Origin of the sequence: Actinomadura geliboluensis (genome assembly GCF_043197915.1) — a bacterium.
GTDB lineage: Bacteria > Actinomycetota > Actinomycetes > Streptosporangiales > Streptosporangiaceae > Spirillospora > Spirillospora geliboluensis.
On record NZ_JBICUA010000009.1, the window covers coordinates 362,733 to 386,319 of the forward strand.

At 71.9% G+C, this 23,587-nt stretch carries 17 protein-coding genes; 10 read left to right on the forward strand and 7 right to left on the reverse strand.

All coding sequences use genetic code 11. From position 1 onward, the window contains the following. Positions 1–5 precede the first annotated feature (5 nt). The 6 genes from ACGFI1_RS28815 (at position 6) to ACGFI1_RS28840 (ending at position 9,984) form a co-directional block, all read left to right on the forward strand. The gene (locus ACGFI1_RS28815) at positions 6–6,374 is read left to right on the forward strand and encodes an RHS repeat domain-containing protein (RefSeq protein WP_392789656.1); all 6,369 of its coding nucleotides are present in this window, start codon (positions 6–8) and stop codon (positions 6,372–6,374) included. Positions 6,375–6,425: 51 nt separating this feature from the next. Next, a complete protein-coding gene (locus ACGFI1_RS28820) occupies positions 6,426–6,836 on the forward strand; it encodes a hypothetical protein (protein ID WP_392789658.1) in 411 nt (136 codons plus the stop codon). A 43-nt stretch (positions 6,837–6,879) separates the two neighbouring features. Further along, entirely contained in the window at positions 6,880–7,290 is a 411-nt protein-coding gene (locus ACGFI1_RS28825) for a hypothetical protein (RefSeq protein WP_392789661.1), read from the forward strand. Positions 7,291–7,360: 70 nt separating this feature from the next. After that, positions 7,361–8,161 carry an SAM-dependent methyltransferase gene (locus ACGFI1_RS28830; protein WP_364548547.1) on the forward strand — a complete coding sequence of 267 codons (801 nt, stop codon included), beginning with the start codon at positions 7,361–7,363 and terminating at the stop codon, positions 8,159–8,161. 107 nt (positions 8,162–8,268) lie between these two features. After that, on the forward strand, positions 8,269–8,880 hold the full coding sequence (locus ACGFI1_RS28835) for a hypothetical protein (protein WP_386873858.1): 612 nt from the start codon (positions 8,269–8,271) through the stop codon (positions 8,878–8,880). Positions 8,881–8,934: 54 nt separating this feature from the next. Beyond that, positions 8,935–9,984 (forward strand): alpha/beta hydrolase, encoded by a 1,050-nt coding sequence (locus ACGFI1_RS28840; RefSeq protein ID WP_392789664.1) that lies wholly within the window; start codon positions 8,935–8,937, stop codon positions 9,982–9,984. On the opposite strand, the gene ACGFI1_RS28845 is transcribed toward ACGFI1_RS28840, so the two are convergent. Then, positions 9,981–11,408 carry an aldehyde dehydrogenase family protein gene (locus tag ACGFI1_RS28845; protein WP_392733732.1) on the reverse strand — a complete coding sequence of 476 codons (1,428 nt, stop codon included), beginning with the start codon at positions 11,406–11,408 and terminating at the stop codon, positions 9,981–9,983. The genes ACGFI1_RS28840 and ACGFI1_RS28845 overlap by 4 nt on opposite strands. Positions 11,409–11,412: 4 nt before the next feature. Next, positions 11,413–12,906 carry a PucR family transcriptional regulator gene (locus ACGFI1_RS28850; protein WP_392789666.1) on the reverse strand — a complete coding sequence of 498 codons (1,494 nt, stop codon included), beginning with the start codon at positions 12,904–12,906 and terminating at the stop codon, positions 11,413–11,415. 91 nt (positions 12,907–12,997) lie between these two features. Between ACGFI1_RS28850 and gabT the strand changes: the two genes are divergently transcribed. Continuing rightward, the gene (gene gabT / locus ACGFI1_RS28855) at positions 12,998–14,371 is read left to right on the forward strand and encodes a 4-aminobutyrate--2-oxoglutarate transaminase (protein ID WP_387073180.1); all 1,374 of its coding nucleotides are present in this window, start codon (positions 12,998–13,000) and stop codon (positions 14,369–14,371) included. A 32-nt stretch (positions 14,372–14,403) separates the two neighbouring features. Here the strand turns inward: gabT and ACGFI1_RS28860 are convergent, their stop codons facing one another. The 3 genes from ACGFI1_RS28860 to ACGFI1_RS28870 all read right to left on the reverse strand — a co-directional run bounded on the left by ACGFI1_RS28860 (position 14,404) and on the right by ACGFI1_RS28870 (position 17,541). Next, a complete protein-coding gene (locus ACGFI1_RS28860; protein ID WP_387073177.1) occupies positions 14,404–15,390 on the reverse strand; it encodes an LLM class flavin-dependent oxidoreductase in 987 nt (328 codons plus the stop codon). Positions 15,391–15,442: 52 nt separating this feature from the next. Next, positions 15,443–15,751, reverse strand: coding sequence for a hypothetical protein (locus tag ACGFI1_RS28865; protein WP_138636257.1), 309 nt, complete (start codon positions 15,749–15,751; stop codon positions 15,443–15,445). A gap of 101 nt (positions 15,752–15,852) precedes the next feature. Continuing rightward, positions 15,853–17,541, reverse strand: coding sequence for an ExeM/NucH family extracellular endonuclease (locus ACGFI1_RS28870; RefSeq protein WP_392789670.1), 1,689 nt, complete (start codon positions 17,539–17,541; stop codon positions 15,853–15,855). Between the two features lie 173 nt (positions 17,542–17,714). Between ACGFI1_RS28870 and ACGFI1_RS28875 the strand changes: the two genes are divergently transcribed. Continuing rightward, positions 17,715–18,536: an IPT/TIG domain-containing protein gene (locus ACGFI1_RS28875; protein WP_392789672.1), complete on the forward strand. Its 822-nt coding sequence runs from the start codon at positions 17,715–17,717 to the stop codon at positions 18,534–18,536. A 7-nt stretch (positions 18,537–18,543) separates the two neighbouring features. Here the strand turns inward: ACGFI1_RS28875 and ACGFI1_RS28880 are convergent, their stop codons facing one another. Next, complete coding sequence (locus ACGFI1_RS28880) at positions 18,544–19,995, reverse strand: hypothetical protein (protein WP_392789674.1); 1,452 nt, start codon at positions 19,993–19,995, stop codon at positions 18,544–18,546. Between the two features lie 172 nt (positions 19,996–20,167). Here ACGFI1_RS28880 and ACGFI1_RS28885 point away from each other — a divergent pair, with 172 nt between their 5' ends. Next, positions 20,168–20,740 carry a hypothetical protein gene (locus ACGFI1_RS28885; protein WP_392789677.1) on the forward strand — a complete coding sequence of 191 codons (573 nt, stop codon included), beginning with the start codon at positions 20,168–20,170 and terminating at the stop codon, positions 20,738–20,740. Here ACGFI1_RS28885 and ACGFI1_RS28890 read toward each other — a convergent pair. Next, entirely contained in the window at positions 20,737–21,921 is a 1,185-nt protein-coding gene (locus tag ACGFI1_RS28890; RefSeq protein WP_392789679.1) for an MFS transporter, read from the reverse strand. The genes ACGFI1_RS28885 and ACGFI1_RS28890 overlap by 4 nt on opposite strands. A 261-nt stretch (positions 21,922–22,182) precedes the next feature. Here ACGFI1_RS28890 and ACGFI1_RS28895 point away from each other — a divergent pair, with 261 nt between their 5' ends. Next, complete coding sequence (locus ACGFI1_RS28895; RefSeq protein WP_392789681.1) at positions 22,183–23,469, forward strand: lipase family protein; 1,287 nt, start codon at positions 22,183–22,185, stop codon at positions 23,467–23,469. The last annotated feature ends 118 nt before the right edge of the window (positions 23,470–23,587 follow it).

Consider the following 23,587-nt stretch of genomic DNA (forward strand, 5'->3'; position numbering starts at 1 on the left):
ACGTCGTGAACGCACGCCGCAAGAAGCTGGTATTGGGTCCGCGCCGCGCGGTGACCCTGGCCGCGGGCGTGGCGGCGGTGATGATGTCGGCCGGGGTGCTGACGTCTCCGCCGGCGCTGGCCGACCCGCCCAACTCCCATCGCCCCAAGGCGGCCGGTCATGAGAAGCCGGTGCCGGGGCACGACCTGAAGGTCCGGCCCCGCAAGACCGACCCCTCCAAACCCGGGCCCGCCGCCAAAGCAGCGTGGCCGAAGCCGGGAGCCGCCGAGGTCGCCGTCCCCTCCGACACCAAGGGCGCGGGCGAGCGTGCCGGCGGGCTGCCGGTGCGCGTCCTGGCACCGGGTAATCAGGCACGCTCAAAGAGAAGTGTCCCGAAGGCGGACCGGGTTCGGGTCCAGGTGCTGGACCAGGCGAGCAGCCGAAGCCTCGGAGTGGACGGTGTGGCGTTCACCGTCGCCCGCACCGATGCCGACGCGCCGGGCCGCGTGAAGGTACGGCTGGACTATTCAGCGTTCGCGCAGGCATTCGGTGGCGCCTACGGCGCTCGGCTGCGCCTCACCCAACTCCCGCAATGCGCCCTAACCACCCCGGACAAGCCGGAATGCCGCACCGGTGAGCCGGTGACCACCGACAACGACGCGGCCTCCAAAACCCTGACCGCCGACATTGAAGCCGCTCCCATGACGGCGTCGGGGCAGAATGCGACCCTGCTTGTCGCCGCCTCCGATTCCGACAGCTCCCAGGGCGACTACAAGGCGACGTCCTTGGAAGCCTCGGCCACATGGGACGGCGGCGGCAACATGGGTGACTTCACGTGGTCGTACCCGATGCGGGTGCCGCCCGTCCCCAGTGGCCTGGCGCCGGAGGTGGAGATCTCCTACTCCTCTGCGAGCGTGGACGGTCGGACGAGCAACACCAATGGACAGCCGTCGTGGGTGGGCGAAGGGTTCGACCTGTGGCCCGGTTACATCGAGCGGCGCTACAAGTCGTGTGAGGACGACGGCGTTCCTAAGGACGAGTGGGGCAACGCGCCAGGCGACCGGTGCTGGGGTTACGACAACGCGACCGTCACGTGGAACGGCAAGGGCGGAGAGCTGATCAAGGCTTCCGACGGTTCGTGGCGGATGAAGAACGACGACGGCACCAAGTTCGAGAAGCTCACCAACTCGGCCACCGGCAACGGAGACGACAACGGGGAGTACTGGAAGGTCACCACGGTCGATGGCGTCCAGTACTTCTTCGGGCTGAACCGCCTCCCCGGCTGGGAGGACGGAAAACCGGAAACGAACTCGGCGTGGACGGTGCCGGTGTTCGGCGACGACGCCGACGAACCCTGCCACGATTCGTCGTTCGCGGGGTCGTGGTGCCAGCAGGCGTACCGGTGGAACCTGGACTATGTCGTCGACCCGTCGGGCAACGCGATCAACTACACCTACGGCACCGAGACCAACCACTACGGCCGCAACCTCAAAGTCGGGGACGAGACGCCCTACATCCGCGGCGGGTATCTGAAGACGATCTCCTACGGGCTGCGCAAGGACGCGCTGTTCGCCAAGGCGCCGGCGCAGGTCGCCTTCACCACCTCCGAGCGCTGCATCCCGGACGCCAACTTCGACTGCGACCCGTCCAAGATCGGCAGCAACCCCGACAAGTGGTGGGACGTCCCCTGGGACCTGAACTGCAACTCCGGCCAGGAGTGCAAGGACACTCACGGTGCGATCTCGCCGACGTTCTGGTCCCGTAAGCGGCTGACCAAGGTCACCACGCAGATCCTCAAGCCGGACGCGTCCGGGTACAGGCTGGTGGACTCGTGGGCTCTGGACCACGAGTGGAAGATGGCCGACATCGAGCGGGACCTGGTGCTGAAGGAGATCGAGCACACCGGGCACGCCTCGACCGACGGCAGCGCCCCGGTCACTCTGCCCAAGGTGACGTTCAACCACGTCCAGATGGACAACCGGCTGGACAAGACCGGCGACGACATCCTGGCCTACACCCGCTACCGGCTCGGCGCGATCTACGACGAGTCCGGCGGGCAGATCGACATCGCCTACTCCGACTCCGACTGCACCCTGTCGAACCTGCCGACACCGGAGACCAATACCACCCGCTGCATGCCGGTCATCTGGACACCACCGGGCCGGGAAGACCCCATCACCGACTGGTTCCACAAATACGTGGTCACCTCCGTCATCCAGACCGACCGGACCGGCCTGGCACCGGACATGGCCACCAAGTACCAGTACCTGGGTGGCGCGGCCTGGCACTTCGACGACGATGACGGGCTGACCAAGGAGAAGAACAAGACCTGGTCGCAATGGCGCGGCTACGGCCAGGTCCGCACCCTCACCGGCGACTTCGACAATCCGGCGGCCCAGACCGACGACTTCTACCTGCGCGGCATGGACGGGGACCGCAAGACCAAGTCCGGCGGCGAGAAGAGCGTCACCGTTCCCGACGGTGAGGGCGGCACCTACACCGACCACGACGCCCTGGCCGGGTTCGAGCTCAAGACCGTCGAGTACACCGCGCCGGGCGGCAGTGTCCACAGCAAGACGGTCAACACCCCCTGGCGTGCGCAGACCGCCTCCCGCACCCGCTCCTGGGGCACCACCACCGCCAACGTGACCGCGGTCGACACGACCCGCACATGGACGGCCAAGGACGGCGGCGGCTGGACCGAGACCAAAACCGACAACACCTACGCCACGTCGGGCCCTGGACTCGGCCGCATCACCGCTGTCAACGATCTCGGGGACACCAGCACCGGCAGTGACGACAAGTGCACCCGCACCACCTACGCCGACAACGAGGATGCGTGGATGGTGTCGTTCCCGTCGAGGGTGGACACCGTCTCGGTCGCCTGCACCGCCACCCCGGACCGTCCCACCCAGGTCGTGTCGGACACGCGCACCTACTACGACAACGGCGGCCTCGGCGCGGCCCCCTCCAAGGGGCGGACCACCAAGGTCGACAGCGTCGCCGGATACGACGGCGGTACCGCGAACTACGTGACGCAGTCCGAAATCACCTATGACGCCTATGGCCGTGTCACCAAGGTGAAGGACGCGCTGGGGCAGGTCGCCACCACCGTTTACACCGACACCCAGGGCCTGACGACCAAGAAGCAGACGACCACGCCGCCGGCCACGCCGGGTAACGCGTCCACGGCGTTGACGAGCACCGAGGAACTGGACCCGGCGTTCGGGCAGGCGACCCGCACGACCGATGCCAACGGTCTGAACACCGACCTGGTGTACGACGGGCTGGGCCGGGTCACCGAGGTGTGGCTGCCGAACCGGTCCAAGGGCGGCAACCCGCACCCCAACTACGAGTTCGGGTACCGGGTGGTCGAGGGGCAGATCGTCGCGGTCACCACCAAGGGCCTGACCGCGACCGGTGGTCAGCGAGTGGACAAGGTCGAGCTGCTGGACGGGTGGCTGCGCTCCCGCCAGACCCAGGTGCCCGCCCCGGCCGGACGCCTCATCAGCGACACCTTCTACGACACTCGCGGCCAAGTGGCCAAGTCCTACGCCGCGTACCCGGCCGCAGGAGCCCCCGAGACCGCACTGTTCGGGGTCGGCACTCCCGGCAACGTCGAGACTCAGACCCGTACGGAGTACGACGGGCTGGGCCGTAAGACCGTCGAGAAGGCGATGAAGGGGAACGGGTCGCAGCCCGAGCAGGAGCTGTGGCGCACCACCTACTCCTACGGCGGCGGCAACCGCACTTCGGTCACGCCGCCGGACGGTGGCACTCCCACCGCGCAGATCACCAATGCCCGCGGTCAGGTGGTCGAGCGGCGCCAGTACAAGGCGGCCACCCCCACCGGCGAGTTCGACGCCACCACCTACACCTACACCCCTGCCGGGGAGATCGCCTCGGTCACCGACCCGTCCGGCAACACCTTCACCACCACCTACGACGTGCGCGGCCGCAAGATCCAGACCACCGACCCCGACAAGGGCACCACCACCTTCACCTACGACGACCTCGACCGCGTCACCTCCACCACCGACGCACGCGACAAGAAGGTCTTCACCGCCTACGACGGACTCGGCCGCAAAACCGCAACCCGCGAAGGCGCGGCAGACGGGCCACTGCTGACCTCCTACACCTACGACACCGTCACCCGCGGCAAGGGCATGCTCGCCACATCGGTCCGCCACTTCGACGGCGCGCAGTACGTCAACCAGGTCCGCGGCTACGACACCCTCGGACGTGTGGAGGCCGCCACCGTCACCATCCCCTCCCAGCAGGGAGCCCTGGCCGGGACGTACCTGTTCTCCACCGCCTACAACCTCGACGGCACCGTGCAGAGCAGCAGCCTGCCCGGCGCCGGCGGGCTGCCCATCGAGACCGTCGTCAACACCTACGACGCCTGGCAACGGCCCACCCGGCTGACCAGCGCCAAGGGCACCTACGTCAACGACACCGTCTACACCCCGATCGGCAAACCGTCCATCATCGAGATGGGCACCGCACCGAAACGGGCGTGGCAGACCTTCAGTTACCAGTACGGCAGCCAGCGGCTGGACACCGCCAAGACTTTCCGTGAGGGCATCGACGGCAACGACCGCTTCGCCACCTACCACTACACCGACTCCGGCGCCATCACCTCCGTCACCGACGACTCCCGCGACGGCGTCGACAACCAGTGCTTCACCTACGACCACCTCCAGCGCCTGACAGAGGCTTGGACACAGGGCACCACCGGCGCCTGCGCCACCGAACCCAGCGCCTCGGTGATCGGCGGGCCGGCCCCGTACTGGCAGTCCTTCACCTACGACAAGACCGGTAACCGCACCGGCGAAACCCGGCACGGAATCGGCGGCACAACCGACACCACCCGCACCTACACCTATGCCAACCCCGGCCAAGGCAACCGCCTCACCCAGGTCACCCAGACCGGGCCGGCAGGGAACCGCACCGACACCTACGGCTACGACGCCACCGGCAACACCGCCACCGTCCAGAACACCGATGGCGCCCAGACATTCACCTGGAATACCGAAGGCGAACTGGCCAAGGTCACCGAGAACGGCAACGACGAGACCTACATCTACGACGCCGACGGTAACCGCCTGATCCGCAAGGATCCCGCCGGGAGCACGCTCTACCTGCCGGAAGGCAACGAACTGAGGGCCCTCAACGGCGCCACTACCGCTACCGGCACCCGCTACTACGCTTTCGCCGGTAAGACCGTCGCCATGCGCACCTCCAACGGGCAGGTCACTTACCTGTCCGCGGACCACCAGGGCAGCGGCCAGGTGGCCATCAACGCCACCACCCAGGCCGCCATCGTCCGCCGCTTCACCCCCTTCGGTTCCATCCGCGGCTTCGATGAGAACGCGACATGGCCCAACGACAAGGGCTTCGTCGGCGGCACCCAGGACCCCACCGGCCTCACCCACCTCGGCGCCCGCGAATACGACCCCGACACCGGCCGATTCATCTCCGTCGACCCCCTCGTGGACCAGGCCGACCCCCAGCAGATGAACGGCTACACCTACGCCAACAACAGCCCCATCACCAACAGCGACCCCGACGGCAACATGTGCCGTCGCACGCCCGACGGCGTTGAATGCTTCAACGGAGACGGAGTCGACCGCCGGCCCACCAAGCACGGCTACGACGTCTATGACCGCAGGGGCAGGAAGGTCGGCTCCACGGACCCGTCGTGGCGGCAGACCCCCCGCGGCAACCAGAAGGCAAGGCAGACGCTCTGCTCCCTGATGCCGGCCGCATGCCCGCCGCGGGCACAGATAAGGCCGCCGCGGCCCTACGACCCTCCGTCCCTTATCGGAGATTTCCTGGCAGGTCTCAACCTGAAGAATCCCTGGGTGGCGAGCAGTAACGGCGCGGGTTACCTGTCCGAGTTGATGAAGGCGCTCGGGCTCGGTGGGCTCGCGTTGGAGAACGACCTTTACAGCGTTCTCGGCAAACTCGGCCTCAGCGATGAGACGGTCAACATGCTGCGGCGCACGATAGGCGGCTCCGGGGGGTCGCGTCCCCCGTCCGGGAATCTTTATGTGAAGGGCGCCAAAGTCGGTTCGAAAATCGGAAAACTGGGAGGGCGTGCACTCACCGTGAGCAAGGTGGCCGGTCCGGTCGGCGTCATAATATCGGTCGCCGACGGTGTGAACACGCAGGTCAACAACGACAAGCAGCGGTCGGATCTGACCAGTGACGACAAGAGAAGCCGGCTGTTCCTGCGTGGGGCGGGCGCCGGCGTCGGCGCGTATGTCGGCGCATCGCTCGGCACGTTCTGCGGGCCTGCCGCACTCGCCTGCGGCGTCGCCGGCGGATATCTGGGGGCGGCCGCCGGCGGGGCGATCGGCGGCTGGGTGGGCAGGAAGTTCTACGGTGGCTAGACTGAGAGACGGTCGTATCCGCTAATGTCGGCCTACTCTGACGGAGGGCGCATGGATGGTGCCGAGACACCGGTCGAGCCTCTCTCATGGTGGGTCTCGGTGGTCTGCTTCGCCATGTTCGCCCTCGCGTTCTACGGGCATTTCGCCTACCGGCGGTACGGCCGTCTCAGCAGATCGTGGCTGCGGTACAACTACTTCAATGAGAACGTGCCGGGGATGATCAGGTACGCGCCGTTGAACATGCTCCCCATATCGGGTGTGTTCGGTCTCTGGGGGCTGATCGCGGTAGTGAGCCACCTTCCCGAGAACGACGTCACCTATTGGATTTCCGCCGTTCTCGTGGTCCTGTCGGCGGTCGCGGCCATCATTGCCATCACGCGGCACCTCGCAGGCTACTCCGACAAGAAGAAGCCGCAGTGGCTCATCGACGAGGAGCGCAAGCGCAACATTCCCGCCGAATGATCCCGTCGGGCAGGATGGCGCCCGACGTGGGAGGGGAGCGGAGATGAGCGGAGCGGAGGCGCCGGTCGAGCCGCTGTCGTGGTGGGTCGCGGTGATCTGCTTCGGCTTGTGCTCCATCGGGTTCCTCGGCCGGTTCTTGTACCGCAAGAAAGGGCGAGTCGCCGACATCTGGCTGCGCTACCACCATGCCAACGACAACTTGTCGCCAGTGATCAGGTACGCGCCGCTGAACTTGGTGCCCACGTCGAGCGTTTTCGCCTTGTGGGGGGCGGTCGTGGTGCTGAGCCACCTTCCCGAAAACAGCATCACTGATTACGGCATCGCCGCTCTCGCCATCCTGTCGGCGATCGCGGCCGCCATCGCCGTCAAGCGGCATCTCAGCGGCTACCCGGACGACATCAAACCGCAATGGCTGCTCGATGAGGAGCGTAAGCGCGGTATTCGCGGCGAATGATCTGAGCGGGTCGGGACGGGCGGCGGAATCCGCTAGATTGGCGGGAAAACGAAGATCCGGAGGTGCCGCCGTGGGTGAGAGGCCGGAGATCGACACGAGCGTTCCGCATTCGGCGCGGGTGTGGAACTACCTGCTCGGCGGGAAGGACAACTACGAGGTCGACCAGCAGGCGGCCGAGCAGTTCCGGGGCATGTTCCCGCAGATCGTCGACGTGGCCCGCGCCGACCGGGCGTTCCTCGGCAGGTCCGTCCGGTATCTGGCGGGCGAGGCCGGGGTGCGGCAGTTCCTCGACATCGGCACCGGGCTGCCGACCATGGACAACACCCATGAGGTCGCCCAGCGCGCCGCCCCGGACGCGCGGATCGTCTACGTGGACAACGACCCCCTCGTGCTGACCCACGCGCGGGCCCTGCTCAGCAGCAGCCCGCAGGGCGCCTGCGACTACATCCACGCGGATCTGCGCGAACCCGGCGACATCCTGGAGAAGGCCGCCGCGACGCTCGACTTCGGGAAGCCGGTCGCGATCATGCTGCTGGGGATCATGCACTTCGTCCACGACGACGATGAGGCGCGGCGGCTGCTCGGGGTGCTGCTGGACGCCGTCCCGTCCGGGAGCCATGTGGCCATGACGCACTCCACCCTCGACTTCGACCGGGGGGAGACGGCGCAGGCGGAGGCCCAGGACGACTGGAACGAGAAGTCGGCCAACCCGATGGTGCCGCGCACGCGTGAGGCCATCACCCGGTTCTTCGACGGTCTGGAGCTCCTGGAGCCGGGTGTGGTCTCCATGTCGCGCTGGCGTCCCGAGCACACGCCCTGGGGGCGGCCCGACGAGGTGCCCGGGTACGCGGCCGTGGCCCGCAAGCCCTGATTCACCCGCGCGGGGGAGGCGGATCGCGCCGGCGGGGGATCGGTGCGGGCGGTCGCGGCTGTGATCGTGGTGTCCCGGAACAGGGAGCGCCATGAGAGGAGACCGCGATGACGGTCATGACCATGTCGCCGGCCGAGCGGGTGCGGGCCGGGTGGCGGAGCGCGCACGACGCCGTCGACGGGGTGCCGCGGTGGGCGCGGATCGCCGCGCTGGCCGTCCCGTTCACCGTGCTGCCCGCGGGGCTGTGGCGGATCGCGGCGTTCACGCTGCACCTGCCGATCATCGACGGGGACGATCTGGGGCCGGGGGACGGGCAGGGCGACCTGCCGGGCTGGCTGCCCCTGGAGGCGTACGTCGTGGTGCTGTCGCTGGTGTCGGAGCTGGTCGCCTTCACCGCCGTGGGGCTGATCGCGCGGTGGGGCGAGGTGTTCCCCCGGTGGGTGCCGGTGCTGCGGGGACGGCGGGTCCCGACGATGGCCGCGGTGATCCCCGCGTCGATCGGCGCGGCGGTGCTGACGGTGCTGTGGACGGTGTCGGTGGTCAACTGCCTGGTGTTCCAGAAGACCATCCAGGGGCGCCCGCTGCCGGACGGCTTCCCCATCCACTTCCACAGCTGGGAGGGGGTGCTCGGCGTCCTCGCCTACGCGCCGCTGGTGGCGTGGGGGCCGCTGCTGGCGGCCGTCACCGTCGCGTACTACCGGCGACGCGCCCTCGCCTAGGGGGAACCGGCCCGAGTACGGTTTGCGGCATTCCCCCCAGTTTTGGAGGTTCGTGTGGCGTCGTTGGTCGAGATGGTGCCGCCGTCGGTGTCCGGGCGGATGCTGCGAAGCGTCTTCGCGTTGCCGGAGCCCGTGAAACGGCTGATCGTCGGGGCGCCGGTGCGCCGGGACGGGCAGGAGATGGCGCTGGACGCGCAGCTGCTGCTGATGATGATGCGGCTGGAGGGGGAGCGCCGGCTGGCCGGCGGGTCCGTCGCGGCCGCGCGGGCCGGCCTCGCCCGGACGAAGGTGCTGCTGCCGGGGCTGCCCGCGCGGCCGGTGCGCACGCGGGCGGTCGACGCGGGCGGGGTGCCGTCCCGGCTGTACACGCCGAAGGCCCTCCCGGACGGGTCGCCGCTGCTCGTCTTCTACCACGGCGGCGGCTGGGTCATCGGCGACCTCGAAACGCACGACGCGGTGTGCCGGTACCTGGCGGTGCACGCCGAGGTGCGGGTCCTGTCGGTGGACTACCGGCTCGCGCCCGAGCACCCCTACCCGGCGGCGCCGGACGACGCGCTCACCGCGTACGCGTACACCGCCGAGCACGCCGCGGAGCTGGGCGCCGACCCCGGGGCGATCGCGGTCGGCGGCGACAGCGCGGGCGGCAACCTCGCGGCGGTCGTCGGGCTGCTCGCGGAGCGCACGCCCAACTTCGCGCTGCTGTTCTACCCGGCGACCGACCTGTCCGCCCGGCGGCGGTCGCGGGAGCTGTTCGCGGAGGGGTTCTACCTGACCGACGCCGACATGACGTGGTTCGGCGACCACTACTGCCCGGAGGAGCGGCGCGCCGAGGTGAAGGCGTCGCCGCTGCTGGCCGACGACCTGAGCGGGTTCCCGCCCGCCTACATCGCGACAGCCGGGTTCGACCCGCTGCGGGACGAGGGCGAGGAGTTCGCGAAGCGGCTGGAGAAGGACGGGGTGCGGGTCGCGCTGCGCCGCCAGGACGACCTCATCCACGGGTTCGCGAACACGTGGTCGCTCGGCGGACGGGCCCGGGAGGCGCTGTCGGAGGCGGCCGGGGCCCTGCGCACCGGGCTGTACGCGGGGCCCCGGGACCGGAGCTAGAGGGGCAGACCCGTCAGGATCATGACCTTCTCCTCGGTGTAGTCGGCCATCGCCGACCGCAGGCCCTCCCGGCCGACGCCGGAGTCCTTCACGCCGCCGTAGGGCATCTGGTCGGCGCGGTAGGACGGGACGTCGCCGATCACGACGCCGCCGACGTCGAGCTCGCGGTGCGCGCGGAACGCGATGTCGAGGCTGCGGGTGAACACGCCCGCCTGGAGGCCGAACTTGGAGTCGTTGACGAGCGCGAACGCCTCGTCGACGCCGTCCACCGGCTGGACGAACATGACCGGGCCGAAGACCTCCTCGCGGGACACCTTGGCGTCGGCGGGGACGCCGGCGAGGACGGTCGGGGCGTAGGCGGCGCCCTCGCGGGTGCCGCCGGTCAGCACCTTCGCGCCCGCCGCGACGGCCTCGTCCACCCAGGCTTCGACGCGCTCGGCGGCCTCCCGGCTGACGAGCGGGCCGACCTGCGTCTTGTCGTCCCACGGGTCGCCGGTGACGAGCGAGGCGACGGTGTCGACCAGCTTCGGCACGAACTCCTCGTACACGGACCGGTCGACGTAGACGCGCTGGACGGCGATGCAGCTCTGCCCGGCCTGGTAGTTGGCGAACAGCCCGATGCGCTTGGCGGCCCAGTCGAGGTCGGCGTCCGGCAGGACGACGGCCGCGCCGTTGCCGCCGAGTTCGAGGGTGACGTGCTTGCGCGGCGCCCGGTCGTTGATCGCCCAGCCGACCGGCACCGAGCCGGTGAACGACACGATCGGCAGCCGCGGGTCGTCGACCAGGCCGGACGCGCGGTCGTTCGGCACCGGCAGGATCGAGAACATCCCGGCGGGCAGGTCGGTCTCGGCGAGCAGCTCGCCGAGCAGCAGCGCCGACAGCGGCGTGGCGGGCGCCGGCTTGAGCACGATCGGGGTGCCCGCCGCGATCGCCGGGGCGATCTTGTGCGCGGCGAGGTTCAGCGGGAAGTTGAACGGCGAGATGCCGAGCACCGGGCCGCGCGGCACGCGGGTGATGTAGGCCATCCGGCCCTCGGCGGCCGGGTCGGTGTCGAGCCGCTGGGTGGTGGCGCTGAAGCGGCGGGCCTCCTCGGCGGCGAACCGGAACGTGGAGATCGCGCGGGTCACCTCGCCGCGCGCCCACAGCAGCGGCTTGCCGTTCTCGGCGGTGATCAGCCGGGCGATCTCCTCGGCCCGCTCGGCGATCCGCGCGGACACGTGCGCGAGCGCCTCGGCCCGCACGTGCAGCGGCAGCGCCGCCGCCTCCCGGCGGACCGCGTCCGCGGCGGCGATCGCCTCCTCCACCTGCGCGGGCGTCGGGACGGCCGCCGTCCCGACCACGCGGCCGTCGTAGGGGTGCGTAACGGTCAGCTCACCGTCACCGGTCTCGGGCCGGCCGGCCAGCCAGAATGGGGTCGCGTTCATGCGTTCACGCTATCTCCGCGGGGCCCGATTGCGAGTCTCCACGATGTCCAATCCGGTCGCCTCGACTGGACGACACGGCGAGCGCGATCCACAGTTCGGCGCGGACGGCCGGGTCGTCCGGGTCGCGGCCCAGGAGTTCGGCGGCCTTGCGCATCCGCGCGCGGAGGGTGTGCCGGTGGACGCCCAGCGCGCGCGCCGCCGCCTCCCCCTGCCCGTTGGCCGCGACATAGGCCCGGACGGTCTCCACCAGGTCCTCCTTCCGCAGCGGCGCCAGAAGTGTGTCGGCGAAGGCGCGGGCGACGGCCGGGTCCAGGAGGCCGAGGACGCTCTGCCCGGGAAGGTCGGAGTGGCGGAGCACGTCCTTGCCGGTCTGCCGTGCCGCCGCCAGCGCCTCCTCGGCCTCCCGGAGGGCCGCCGGCAGATCATCGGACGCCGGGGTGCTGACGCCGACCGGGCCGGTGCCGGCGAGCAGCGCCTCGACCGCGCCGGACAGCTCGTCCGGGACGACGACGGCGACGTGCCCGCCCAGCGGCACCGCCGGGCAGGGCGCCCCCGCCGGGTCGGACTCCAGCGCGTCCAGGACGGCGGTGCCGCCCGCGCAGGCCAGCACCCGCACCGGCCCGCGCGGCACCGCTGGCCCGTCGCCGGGCCGCCCGAGCAGCAGCGCGGCGAGCGAGGCGCGCAGGTCGCGGCCGGTGCGCGGCCCCTCCGACTGGAGCGTCAGCAGGGCGACGGCCGCGCCGACGATCGTGTGCGCGGCGGGCGGCAGCGGCGCGCCGGTGCCCACCGCGAGGAACCCGCGCGGGCGACCGCCGAGCCCGATCCGCTGCACGGCGATGTGGTCGTCCCGGTCGGACAGCGCGAGGCTCGCCGCCGGGCCGCCCGCGGCCGGGGCGCCCTTCGCGGGACGGCGCCGCAGCCGCGCCAGCTCGGGCGCGAGCACGCCGGCCCGGTCGCGGGCGCCCGCCGGTTCGGCGTGCTGGACGGCCCCGGACGCGTCCAGCAGCAGTGTCCAGCCGCCGAGCAGCCGCGCCAGCCGCGTGACGACCGCGCCGGGCCCGGTGAGCGCGGCGCGCGTCAGCTCCCGCTGGCCCTGGTAGGCGCGGGTGACGTCCTCGTACCACTCGGCGGCGAGCATCCGCGACACCGCCTTGCCGACGGCGATGAACGGGGTGGGGCGCGGCACCTCCAGCAGCGCGAGCCCCTGCCCGCGGGCCGCCGCGAGCAGCTCCGCCGGGACGGTCTCGTGGATCACCCCGACCGCGAACCCGAGTCCCGCGACGCCCCGCCCGACCAGCCGGGACACGTACCCGGCGGCGTTCGCCGGGGTCAGCCGCATGCCGGTGGTGAGGACGAGCTCGCCGCCCTCCAGGAACGGGGTCGGGTCCTCCAGCTCGCTGACCGCGACCCACACGACGGGCGCGTCCGGCAGCGGCCCGGTGCGCGACCGCAGGCCGAGCTGGGGGAGGGCGGCCACGGCGGCCAGCGTGGGCGGCATGTCAATCCCTGTGCAAAGTGTCTACCTCGCCGGACGGATTTCGCCGTCCCGTACGGTTCATCGTAGGCGGCTCCCGGCTTATGTTCAGGCCATGACCAGCCAGGACTCCGCCCTCGACGCGTCCGGGGCGAACGGCGGCACGCCGCCGCAGGAACGCCGCGTGCTGACCGAGATCCCCGGGCCGCGCTCCCGTGAACTGCAGGAACGGCGCACCGCCGCGGTGCCGCCGGGCGTCGGCAGCGTGCTGCCTGTGTACGTGGCGGACGCGGGCGGCGGCGTGGTCGTCGACGTCGACGGCAACTCGCTGATCGACTTCGGCTCCGGGATCGCGGTGACGAGCGTCGGCAACGCCAACCCGCGCGTCGCCGCGCGGGTGAAGGCGCAGGCCGACCGGTTCACCCACACCTGCTTCATGGTCGCGCCCTACGAGTCGTACGTGGCGGTGTGCGAGAACCTCAACCGGGTCACGCCCGGTGCGCACGAGAAGCGGTCGTTCCTGGTGAACAGCGGCGCGGAGGCCGTGGAGAACGCCGTCAAGATCGCCCGGTACGCGACCGGGCGGGACGCCGTCGTCGTGTTCGACCACGGCTACCACGGCCGGACGCTGCTCACGATGACGCTCACCGCGAAGAACATGCCGTACAAGCAGGGGTTCGGCCCGTTCGCGCCCGAGGTCTACCGGATGCCGCTCGCGTACCCGTTCCGCTGGCCGACCGGCCCGGACGACTGCGGCCCGGAGGCGGCGGCGCAGGCCATCGACCAGATCACCAAGCAGATCGGCCCGACGAACGTCGCGGCGCTGCTGATCGAGCCGATCCAGGGCGAGGGCGGGTTCATCGAGCCCGCGCCCGGGTTCCTGCCGGCGCTCGCCGAGTTCTGCCGCGCCAACGGCATCCTGTTCATCGCCGACGAGGTGCAGACCGGCTTCGCCCGCACCGGCGACATGTTCGCCTGCGAGCACGAGGGGATCGTCCCCGACCTGGTCGCGACCGCGAAGGGCATCGCGGGCGGGCTGCCGCTCGCCGCCGTCACCGGCCGCGCCGACATCATGGACAAGGTGCACGGCGGCGGGCTCGGCGGCACCTACGGCGGAAACCCGCTCGCCTGCGAGGCGGCCCTGGCGGTGCTGGCCGAGATCGAGGACGGCAAGCTCACCGAGCGCGCCCGCCGGATCGGCGAGATCATGCTGCCCCGGCTGCGGGAACTGGCGGCGGCGCACCCCGCGATCGGGGACGTGCGCGGCCGCGGCGCGATGATCGCGATCGAGCTGGTGCGGCCCGGCACGAAGGACCCCGACCCCGACCTGACCGCGCGGGTCGCGCGGCGCTGCCACGAGCGGGGCCTGCTCGTCCTGACCACCGGGACGTACGGGAACGTGCTGCGCTTCCTGCCGCCGCTCGTCATCCCCGAGGAACTGCTCGTCGAGGGCCTGGACGTGCTGGCGGAGGCGTTCGCCGAGGAGTGATTCGGGCGGCCCGGCGCCGGGCCGCCCCGGCGTCAGGCCGCGAAGCTCTCCTTGTAGAGGTCGGCGACGATGTCGTACGAGCGCAGCCGGTCGGCGTGGTCGAACACCTGTGTCACGACCATGACCTCGTCGACGCCCGACCGCTCGATGAGCGCGTCCAGCTGCGCGCGGACGGTCTCCGGCGCGCCCATGACCTGGTCGGCGAGCCGCGCGTCGATCATCTGCCGCTCCAGCGGCGTGTACGGGTGCGCGGCGGTCTCCTCCGGCGTCGGCAGCGGCCCCGGTCGGCCCTGCCGCAGCCGCAGGAACCCCAGCGCCTGCGGCGCCGCCAGCTCCCGCGCCCGCTCGTCGGTGTCCGCGGCGGTGACCGACACCCCGATCATCGAGTACGGCTCCTGAAGCGCGCCGGGACGGAACGAGTCCCGGTACAGCGTCAGCGCCGGGACGGTGTTCTCGGCGCTGAAGTGGTGCGCGAACGCGAACGGCATTCCGAGCAGCCCGGCGAGGCGGGCGCTGTAGCCGCTGGAGCCGAGCAGCCAGATCGGCGGCTCGTTCCCGGCGGCGGGCGTCACCGTGCTCTCGGCGCCGAAGTACTCGCGCAGCTCGATGACCTGCTCGGGGAAGTCGTCCACCGACAGCGCGTCGGGGGAGCGGCGCAGCGCCAGCGCGGTGGCCTGGTCGGTGCCGGGCGCGCGGCCGAGGCCGAGGTCGATGCGCCCCGGGTAGAGCGCCTCCAGCGTCCCGAACTGCTCGGCGACGACCATCGGCGCGTGGTTCGGCAGCATGATGCCGCCGGACCCGACCCGCATCGCGGTCGTGGCCGCCGCGACCTGCCCGATCAGCACGGCCGTCGCCGAGCTGGCGATGCCCGGCATCGCGTGGTGCTCGGCGAGCCAGTACCGGTGGTAGCCGAGCCGCTCGGTGTGCCGGGCCAGGTCGAGGGTGTTGCGCAGCGCCTGGCCGGACGTGGAGCCGCTGACGACGGGGGCGAGATCGAGGACGGAGAAGCGCACGGTCATACCGTGTGCCAACCCGCCGGACGGCGGTCCTCTTCCCGCCCTGACGAGACGGCTAGGAGAGCAGCTGGAACGCGGCGACCAGCACGGAGGCCGCCGCGCCGAGCGCGACGGGGATCCCGATGCACAGCCACGACCAGGTCACCAGCGTGCGGGCGCGCGCCGGGTCCTCGGCGAACCGGGTCTCGGCGCGGGTGTACAGCAGCGCGGCGGCCACGGCCAGCGGAAAGAACGCGAGGGTCGTGAAGGTTCCGAGGATGAAGGCGGCGACCTGCCCGGCCCGGGTGTACGTCCCGTCCGGGCCGATGCCGAAGGCGAGCGAGGGGGCGGGCGAGGAGGCGGCGATGGGGGCGGTTGCGGTCATCTCAGCGCACCGATCACTAGAACTGTGATGTGGATCATACGCGCGGCGACCGCCGGACGCGAGGGGCCGGCCGCCGGTTTTCGGCGGCCGGCCCGCAGGCGTCAGCGCAGGTTCAGTCCCAGCAGGACCGGGTCGTGGTCGGACGAGCGGAACGCGTCCGGCCGGTAGAACCTCGCCGGGTTGAACTCGGTGTTGTAGTCGAGGAACACCGGCTCGTCGCTGTTGATGTGCCAGATCGTCGCGCCCGTGACGCGCCGCGCCAGGGACCGTCCGGCCAGCGCGTGGTCCAGCTCGCCCGACTGCCCGTCGAACACGTAGCTGTAGCGGTCGGCCGGGCGGACGAAGCGCTGCGTCTGCGAGGTGAGCCCGGCGGCGGCGAGCACCTTCACCGGGTCCTCGGCCCCGTAGGCGTTGAGGTCGCCGACGACGAGCGGGTTCGGCACGCCGTCCGCCAGCGACGCGATGGCCTTCGCCTGGGCGACGCGGCGGGCGTTGTAGCAGCCCTGGCCGTCGCCCTGGTCCTGGTCGGGGCCGGTGGCGCCGCCGCACCCTTTCGACTTGAAGTGGTTCACGATCATCGTGAACGCCGTCCCGCCGGCCGCCGGGCGGAACGCCTGGACGAGCGGCGGCCGGTCGAAGACCGGGTCCTCCGACGACCGCGCCGCGCCGTCCGGCACGACCTTCGCCGGCTTGTAGATGAGCGCGACGTGGATCTCGTCCGTCCCGGGGTAAGGGTGCCGGACCCACGCGTACGTCCCGGCCCCGGCCCGCTGGTTCAGCCGGTCGACGAGCGCCTGCACGGCGGTGTCGCCGTTGTTCTCGACCTCCATGAGGCCGACGACGTCGGCGTCCAGGCCGGTGAGCGCGGCGGTCAGCTTGGCGAGCTGCCGCTCCTGCTCGGCGGCGGTGTCCGCGCCGCGCTTGTCGAGCGTCGTGAACCAGTTGAGCGTGTTGAAGCTCGCCACGCGCACGTCGCCGCCGACGTGCCGGGGCTTCTTCGGGGCCGGGTTGGTGTTGGCGAAGTGCGCCGTCTTCGTCGGCTCCAGGCGGTACTCGCCGAACCCGTAGTTGAGGACTCCGGTGAGGCCGCTCACGGTGTCGCCGATGCGCAGCACGCGCGGGTCGGTGTACGGGATCGTCTCCGGGTTCTGGACGTTCGACCCGTCGTCGATGAGCAGCTTCCGCGCGTCGTTCGCGGCCTGGGTGGAGCCGCGCCCCTCGGTCGGCTGGAAGAGCCGGCCGCCCGCCGACACGGTGACCTCGCCGTACCGTCCGAGCTGGTAGACCTCGGTGGCGGTGAGCCGCTGCCCGAACCGCAGCAGCATGCCCTCGTACCGCTCCAGCGTGGCGCCGTCCCGCAGCGGGAGGTCGACCCGGGCGGGAGCCGCCCGGCCGGTGCCGCACACGTCCACCGCCGAGACGGGCGACAGCTCGGTCAGGCCGTTGTACTCGACGGCCTTGCCGGTGACGAGGACGCGGTCGCCGACCGAGACCTCCTGGGCGGAGTAGACGAAGATCCCGTCGGACGTGCGCGGGTCCCCGTCGGGCGCGGGGTCCTGCACGAAGAAGCCCTTGAGCTGGTCGGGCCGCTGGAAGTCGGCGGTGACGACGCCCTCGACCCGGACGGTCCGCCCGGCGAGGGGGCTCGCGTCGCCGGCGCCCTGGACGTCGGCGATCCGGTGGTCGGCGGGAGTGCCGCAGGTGGGCGGCTCCGCCGCGGCGGCCGCGGGCGCGCCGGCGGTGAGGCCGGCGGCCAGCACGGCCGCGAATGCTGCTGCTGTTCGGCGCATGGCGGGAGAGTAGGGCGCGGCCCCGGCGGGTCGGCGAACCGTTAATGAAGACTCCACCAATTTGCAACGGATTGTCGCAATCATGGGCACCGCTCGACCCGGCCTTTGCGAAACGCCGTCCGGGCGCGAGGGGATAACCGGCTGAGCAGCCCGCGCCGACGCGAAGGAGGGCCGTGACCCCATCGTCCGCAGAGCCGGAGTCGCCGGGAGGGGAGTACGCCCGCACCCGCGACATCGTGGTCGTGTTCGCCGTGCTGCTGATCATCACGGCGGTCCTGGTGATCGTGCTCGTCCAGGCGTGGCCGGCCGGCCCGCAGACCGGCCCCGACGGGCGCACGGAGGCCACCCCGGCCGCCAAGACCGTCCATTTCCCGGGATGGTCGCCGACCATGTCGCGGGAGACGAGCCTGTTCGTGATCGTGATGGCCTCGGGCGCGCTCGGCGGCATCGCCCACGTCCTGCGGTCGTTCTACTGGTACGCCGGGAACCGGGCGCTGCGCCGCAGCTGGCTGCTCATGTACCTGCTGCTCCCCGTCGTCGGCGCCCTCTTCGGCCTCATCGTCTACCTCGTGGTGCGCGGCGGCCTGACCTCGCCGATCGGCGGCGCGGGCGACATCAACCCGTACGGGATCGCGGCCATCGCGGCACTCGTCGGCCAGTTCTCGCGCGAGACCGCGGAGAAGTTCCGCGACGTCTTCTCGACCCTGCTGGCGCCCGCGCCGCCGGGCCGCGACCACGCCCTCACCCCGAGCATCACCGCGGTCGAGCCGCTCAGCGGCCCGCCCGAGACGCGGATCACGATCATCGGGACGGGGCTGGGGTCGGCGACGTTCGTCCGGTTCGGTGACGCGCGGGCTCCGGCCACGGACGTGACGGACACGCGCATCCGGGCGATCGTCCCGGACGGGGCCACCTCGGGGCCGCTCATCGTGACCACCCCGACCGGCGCGGCGGCGAGTCCGGACACGTTCACGGTCGAGCCCGGCGCCGGGTGACGGAAGGCTACTTCCCGTCGCGCCAGTGGTCGTGCCAGGCGTCGTAGGCGGCGCCGGGGAACATCCGTGGGAGCTCCGAGGTGGGCAGGCGGCCCAGCTCGGAGCCCGTCCGCGCGACGCCGAACTGCCGGTCGCTGGCGTAGGCGGTGCGGTCCAGGCTCTCCGGCCCCGCGACCAGGCACGTGTAGCGCGGGCCCGGCAGGTCGGCGTCGGGGATCGCGGCGCCGACCGCGAGGCTGTTGGACACCGTCACCCACGCGCCGAGCTCGGTGATCTGCCGCTCGGCGCCCTGGTCCTCCCAGCGGTGCTCCAGGATCGGCTTGGAGAAGATCGGGACGAGCAGGTGCGACACCCCGCAGGCCAGCAGCTCCCGCTCCCAGCGCATCGAGCGGCCGAGGTCCTCGCAGATCAGCACGGCGAGCCGGCCGAGCGAGGAGTCGAGCACGCTGACCCTGCGGCCGGGCCGGACATGCTCGGCGGCGGTGCCGGCGTCCGGCGCGTCGGGCAGCCGCCACAGCCGCACCTGCGCCGCGTCGAGCGTGAAACCGGACAGCTTGTCCTGGACGAGCAGCTCCCGGCCCGTCCAGCGGTCGAGCAGGACGGCGCGGTTCGGCGGCGGGTCGCCGCCGCCGAGCGGGCCGGTGCCGAGCATGAGGAAGCGCAGCGGGCGCCGGTCGCGGTCGCGCCCGGCGGTGTCGAACGCGACCTCCTTCCAGTGCTCCAGCAGCGCGTCCGACAGCGACGCCTCCGGCATCACGGCGAGCTGCGCGCCGGACTCGTCCAGCCGCCGGACGATCGCCTTGATGCGGCTGCGCAGGCCGGAGGAGTCCATCGGGCGGAGCCGGTAGACGGTGCCGCCGTCGCGCTCGGCGAACTCGATCTCGACGTCCTCGTAGGTCTCCAGCACCGGCGCGCACCCGACCGCGACCGGCTCGTCCCGGCTGAAGTGGGGGTCGTGGACGGCGGGCAGGACGCTGTGGTCGATCATGTCCCACTCGGCCTGCGGGACGCGGTGGACGCCGAAGAACTCCGCCTTCGACCGCAGCCCGCGCGGCCGGCCGGGGAAGGCGCAGCGGGGCAGCAGCGCGCCGGTCGTGCCGGGCCCGTTGAACTTGCCCTCGGTGAGGTAGGTGACGAGCACGCCGGCCAGCGCGGGCGCCCCGTGGTAGGGCGCGTACGGGCTGGCGTGGGCGAGCGCGATGTCGAGGCCGAGCAGGACGGTGAACCGCCCGAGGTCGCCGCGCTCGGCGACGATCTCCGCGGTGGCCGCGGGGTCGAGGACGCCGCGCTCCAGGACGGTCTCGGCGATCTCGTTCGCGCGGCGCCGCACCCGCTCGTCCTCGTACCAGCGCGTGGCCGTCCAGCCCAGGAAGACGTCGTCGGGCATCGAGTCGTAGAGCTGGACGAAGAGATCAGCTGGGTAGGCCGGATACACGGCTGCGGCCAACTGATCCGTCATAGGCGCCCCCGGGGGGATTGACAGGCACGGTTACGGCTGGTGGCTCGATGGTAACTCTCCCGGGCCCGCGAGACCGTGTCGTCTGCAACAGACACCGGCGTCACTTGACATTCACTTGGCATGGACGCACGCTGGAGGTGTCCGGCGATGCTCGTCGACCTAGGAGTGAGCCGTGCACACCACCACCGACAGCGACACCGCCCCCGGGACCCGCGACCGCCGTACCGAGATCCGCCGCCTCATCGACGCGATGGAGCACGCCAAGATCATCAGTGACGGCCACTTCTCCGCGCTCGGCATGCTGATCACCGACGCGTCGCTGAGCGCCGACGAGCCGGCGCTGACCGAGTGCCAGGACGGCCTCCAGTGGCTGCACCGGCACTACCTCGACGTCGACCGCCTCGACGGCGCGCAGCGCGAGCAGCGCGGCCGCATCCTCGGGCTGATCGACGTCGTGCACTGGGCGCTGCGGCGGCTGCCGTCCGGCCTCCAGCTCGCGCTGCAGCCCGACGGGCACGCGGCGCGCTTCCTCGTCGCGGTGTCGCGCCGGCAGGGCCTGTCGAACCGGCAGCTCGCCGCCGAGCTCGGCACCGACGAGACCGAGATCAGCCGGGTCGGCCGCAAGCTGCTGTCGGCGGGCGTCGTGTGGCGCCGCAAGGAGTGGCGCCACAACGCCTGGGACCTCACCCCCAGGGGGCGCCACTATCTGGAGGCCTCGGGCCTGCTGCCCGCGGACCCCGGCTAGGTGCGGCGGGCCAGCGGCAGCGCGAGCAGGATCACGGCGGCCGTCAGCCCGAAGGCGATCGGGTAGCCGGTCTGCGCGACGGCGGCGCCGAAGGCCGCGCCGCCCACGCCCATGCCCCCGTCGTAGCCGATGTTCCACAGCGCGCTGACCGTCCCGTAGGCGGACGCGGGCGCCCGCTCGTACATCATCGCCAGGCTCGCGTTCTGCGTGACGCCGAAGCCCGCGCCGAACACGGCCATCGCGGCGAACACGGCCGCCGGGTGCGGGACGAGGACCAGCAGCGCGATGCCCGCCCCCGACACCGCCAGCGCGGGCAGCAGCAGCCGCGCCGCGCCGTGCCGGTCGCTGACGCGGCCCGCCCACCAGCGCGCGGCCGTGGTCGCGGCCGGCTGGACGAACAGCGCCGCCGCCGCGACGCCCCCGGCGGGCACCGCCTCCGGCAGGAACGTGATGAGGATGCCCGCCGCCATCGCGGTCGCGGCGAACGCGGCGGCCGGGCGGAGCAGCGCCGGTGACCGCAGCCCCGCGACGACCCCCAGCGGCCGCTGCGACGAGGGCGGCGCGGCGGGCGCGGAGGGCGCGGCGAGCCCACGGGGGACGCCGGGCAGCACCGCGAGCGTGATCAGCGAGAAGACCGCGCTCGCGAGGAACACCGGCTCGTAGCCGACCCGGTCGGCGAGCCACACGCCGAGCGGCAGCGCGAGCACCGCGGGCGCCCCGGCGGTGATGCCGAACAGGCCGAGCGCCTCGCCGCGCCGCTCCGCCGGGGCGAGCGCCGCCACCAGCGCGTTCGGGACGACCACCGCGACGCCGAAGCCGAGCCCGCGCACCAGGCTCGCCGCGACGACCATCGGCAGCCCCGAGGACAGCGGCAGCGCGAGCGTCGGCAGCGCGAGCAGCAGCGTGCCCGCCGCGAACACCGCCCGGTACCCGAACCGGGCGAGCAGCCGGGGGAGGGCGAGTTCGGCGAGCACCGTCGTCAGCATCAGCGCCCCGGTGGCGAGGCCCGCGCCGGCCTGCCCGGCCCCGCCGTCGACCGCGTACATCGGGACGACCGACAGCAGCAGGAAGACGCCCGTGAGGCTCGTGACGGTCGCCGCGAACAGCAGCGCCAGCGGCCGTGTGACCAGGCGCGGGCGGGGGCCGCCGGCGCGCTCGGCGTCCCGGAGTGACTCGCTCATTAACGCGACATTAGATGACCGACCGGACAACCCGGTCGCCGAGCGGAGCTCGTCCGTTGAATGGCGGTGGGTGGGGGCTGGAGGACGGGTCGCCGAGCGGCGCTCGTCCGTTGAATGGTGGTGGGTGGGGGCTGGAGGACGGTTCTTGGGTTCGTTGCTAAGAACGGGTTGCGACCCTGTGAGGAGACTTCATTCCGCGCGCGGAGCGTGATCGGCACAGTCGTCAGCATTCGGTTTCCAGCCCCATCCCCTGGAGCGAGAATGCGTCTCCGTACCCTCTTCAGCACCGCCGTGCTCGGCGCGGCGCTGGCGGTGCCCGTCGCCGCGCCGCCCGCACTGGCCGCCCCGGAGGGGGCCGCGCCGCCGGGGTGCGACGCGACCGACGCCGACATCTACGCGGCGCCGCCGGCGGCGGTCGCCGGGAACCCGGGCGACCTGCTCGCCTGCCGCCCGGCGAAGCTGACGAACATCCCCGGCGACGTCCCGATGAAGGCGTGGAAGGTCCGCTACGTCTCGACCGACGCCAAGGGCGCCAGGAACGTGGTGACGGGGACGGTGGCGGTCCCCGACGCCGCCTGGACGAAGGGCGGCTCCCGCCCGACCGTCGCGTTCAACCCCGGCACGCTCGGCTCCGGCCTGCAGTGCGCCTTCTCCAAGCAGCTCGCCGGGCAGTTCGTCGACATGTACGAGGGCGCGAACCTGACGCTGTTCCTCAAGGCCGGGTTCGCGGTCGCCGCCACCGACGGCGTCGGGTACCTCAACGGGCAGGTCCACACGTACATGATCGGCGCGAACGCGGGGCACGCGCTGCTCGACGCGGTCCGGGCGTCCCGGAGGATCCCCGGCGGGACGCTCGCCGCGGACGGCAAGGTCGGCATCTCCGGCTACTCCGAGGGCGGGGCCGCCTCGTTGTGGGGCGCGCAGCTCGCCTCTTCCTACGCGCCGGAGCTGGACGTCGTCGGCGCGGCGGCGGGCGGTGTGCCCGGCGACCTGAAGCTGACCGCCAAGCAGCTGAACGGCAGCTTCTTCGCGGGCTTCCTCGCCGACGCGCTCGTCGGCCTGAACGCCGCCTACCCGGAGATGCCCTTCACCGAGCTGATGAACGACAAGGGCGCGCAGGCCATCAAGGACGTGAAGTCCAACTGCCTGTACGGGACGCTCGCGGTGTTCCTCGGCGCCCGGGTCGAGAGCTTCTCCAAGGACAAGCTGAGCCTGGAGCAGCTGTACGCGCTCAAGGGCCCGGACGGCACCACGTGGGGCGAGATCGTCGACCGGCAGAAGCTCGGCGTGGACATCGGCACCCCCGCCTCCGCCGCCACGTACAAGATCGGCTTCCCGGTCTTCCAGTACCGCGGCTGGCTGGAGGAGATCATCCCGCACGAGACCGAGGACGCGACGCGCCAGGCGTACTGCAAGGCCGGCATCAACACGACCTGGAAGAACACCTACCCGACCGAGCACCTGTCGACCGACTGGGGCGCCGCCGGGGACGTGACGGCCTTCCTCGGCGACCGGTTCGAGGGCAAGCCGGTCACGGGCAACTGCTGACCCACCCCCCGCGGGGGGGGGGGGGGGGGGGGGGGGGGGGGGGGGGGGCGGGGGGCGCGGGGGGGGGCGCGGGGGGGGGGGGGGGGCGGCGCGCGGCCCGCGGCCGCGGGGGGCGGCC

Coding starts and splice junctions, on each gene's coding strand:
- ACGFI1_RS28820 (WP_392789658.1), top strand. CDS start 6,426: ATGGATGGTGCCGAGACACCGGTCGAGCCTCTCTCATGGTGGGTCTCG.
- ACGFI1_RS28825 (WP_392789661.1), top strand. CDS start 6,880: ATGAGCGGAGCGGAGGCGCCGGTCGAGCCGCTGTCGTGGTGGGTCGCG.
- ACGFI1_RS28835 (WP_386873858.1), top strand. CDS start 8,269: ATGACGGTCATGACCATGTCGCCGGCCGAGCGGGTGCGGGCCGGGTGG.
- ACGFI1_RS28845 (WP_392733732.1), bottom strand. CDS start 11,408: ATGAACGCGACCCCATTCTGGCTGGCCGGCCGGCCCGAGACCGGTGAC.
- ACGFI1_RS28850 (WP_392789666.1), bottom strand. CDS start 12,906: ATGCCGCCCACGCTGGCCGCCGTGGCCGCCCTCCCCCAGCTCGGCCTG.
- gabT (WP_387073180.1), top strand. CDS start 12,998: ATGACCAGCCAGGACTCCGCCCTCGACGCGTCCGGGGCGAACGGCGGC.
- ACGFI1_RS28860 (WP_387073177.1), bottom strand. CDS start 15,390: ATGACCGTGCGCTTCTCCGTCCTCGATCTCGCCCCCGTCGTCAGCGGC.
- ACGFI1_RS28865 (WP_138636257.1), bottom strand. CDS start 15,751: ATGACCGCAACCGCCCCCATCGCCGCCTCCTCGCCCGCCCCCTCGCTC.
- ACGFI1_RS28870 (WP_392789670.1), bottom strand. CDS start 17,541: ATGCGCCGAACAGCAGCAGCATTCGCGGCCGTGCTGGCCGCCGGCCTC.
- ACGFI1_RS28880 (WP_392789674.1), bottom strand. CDS start 19,995: ATGACGGATCAGTTGGCCGCAGCCGTGTATCCGGCCTACCCAGCTGAT.
- ACGFI1_RS28890 (WP_392789679.1), bottom strand. CDS start 21,921: ATGAGCGAGTCACTCCGGGACGCCGAGCGCGCCGGCGGCCCCCGCCCG.
- ACGFI1_RS28895 (WP_392789681.1), top strand. CDS start 22,183: ATGCGTCTCCGTACCCTCTTCAGCACCGCCGTGCTCGGCGCGGCGCTG.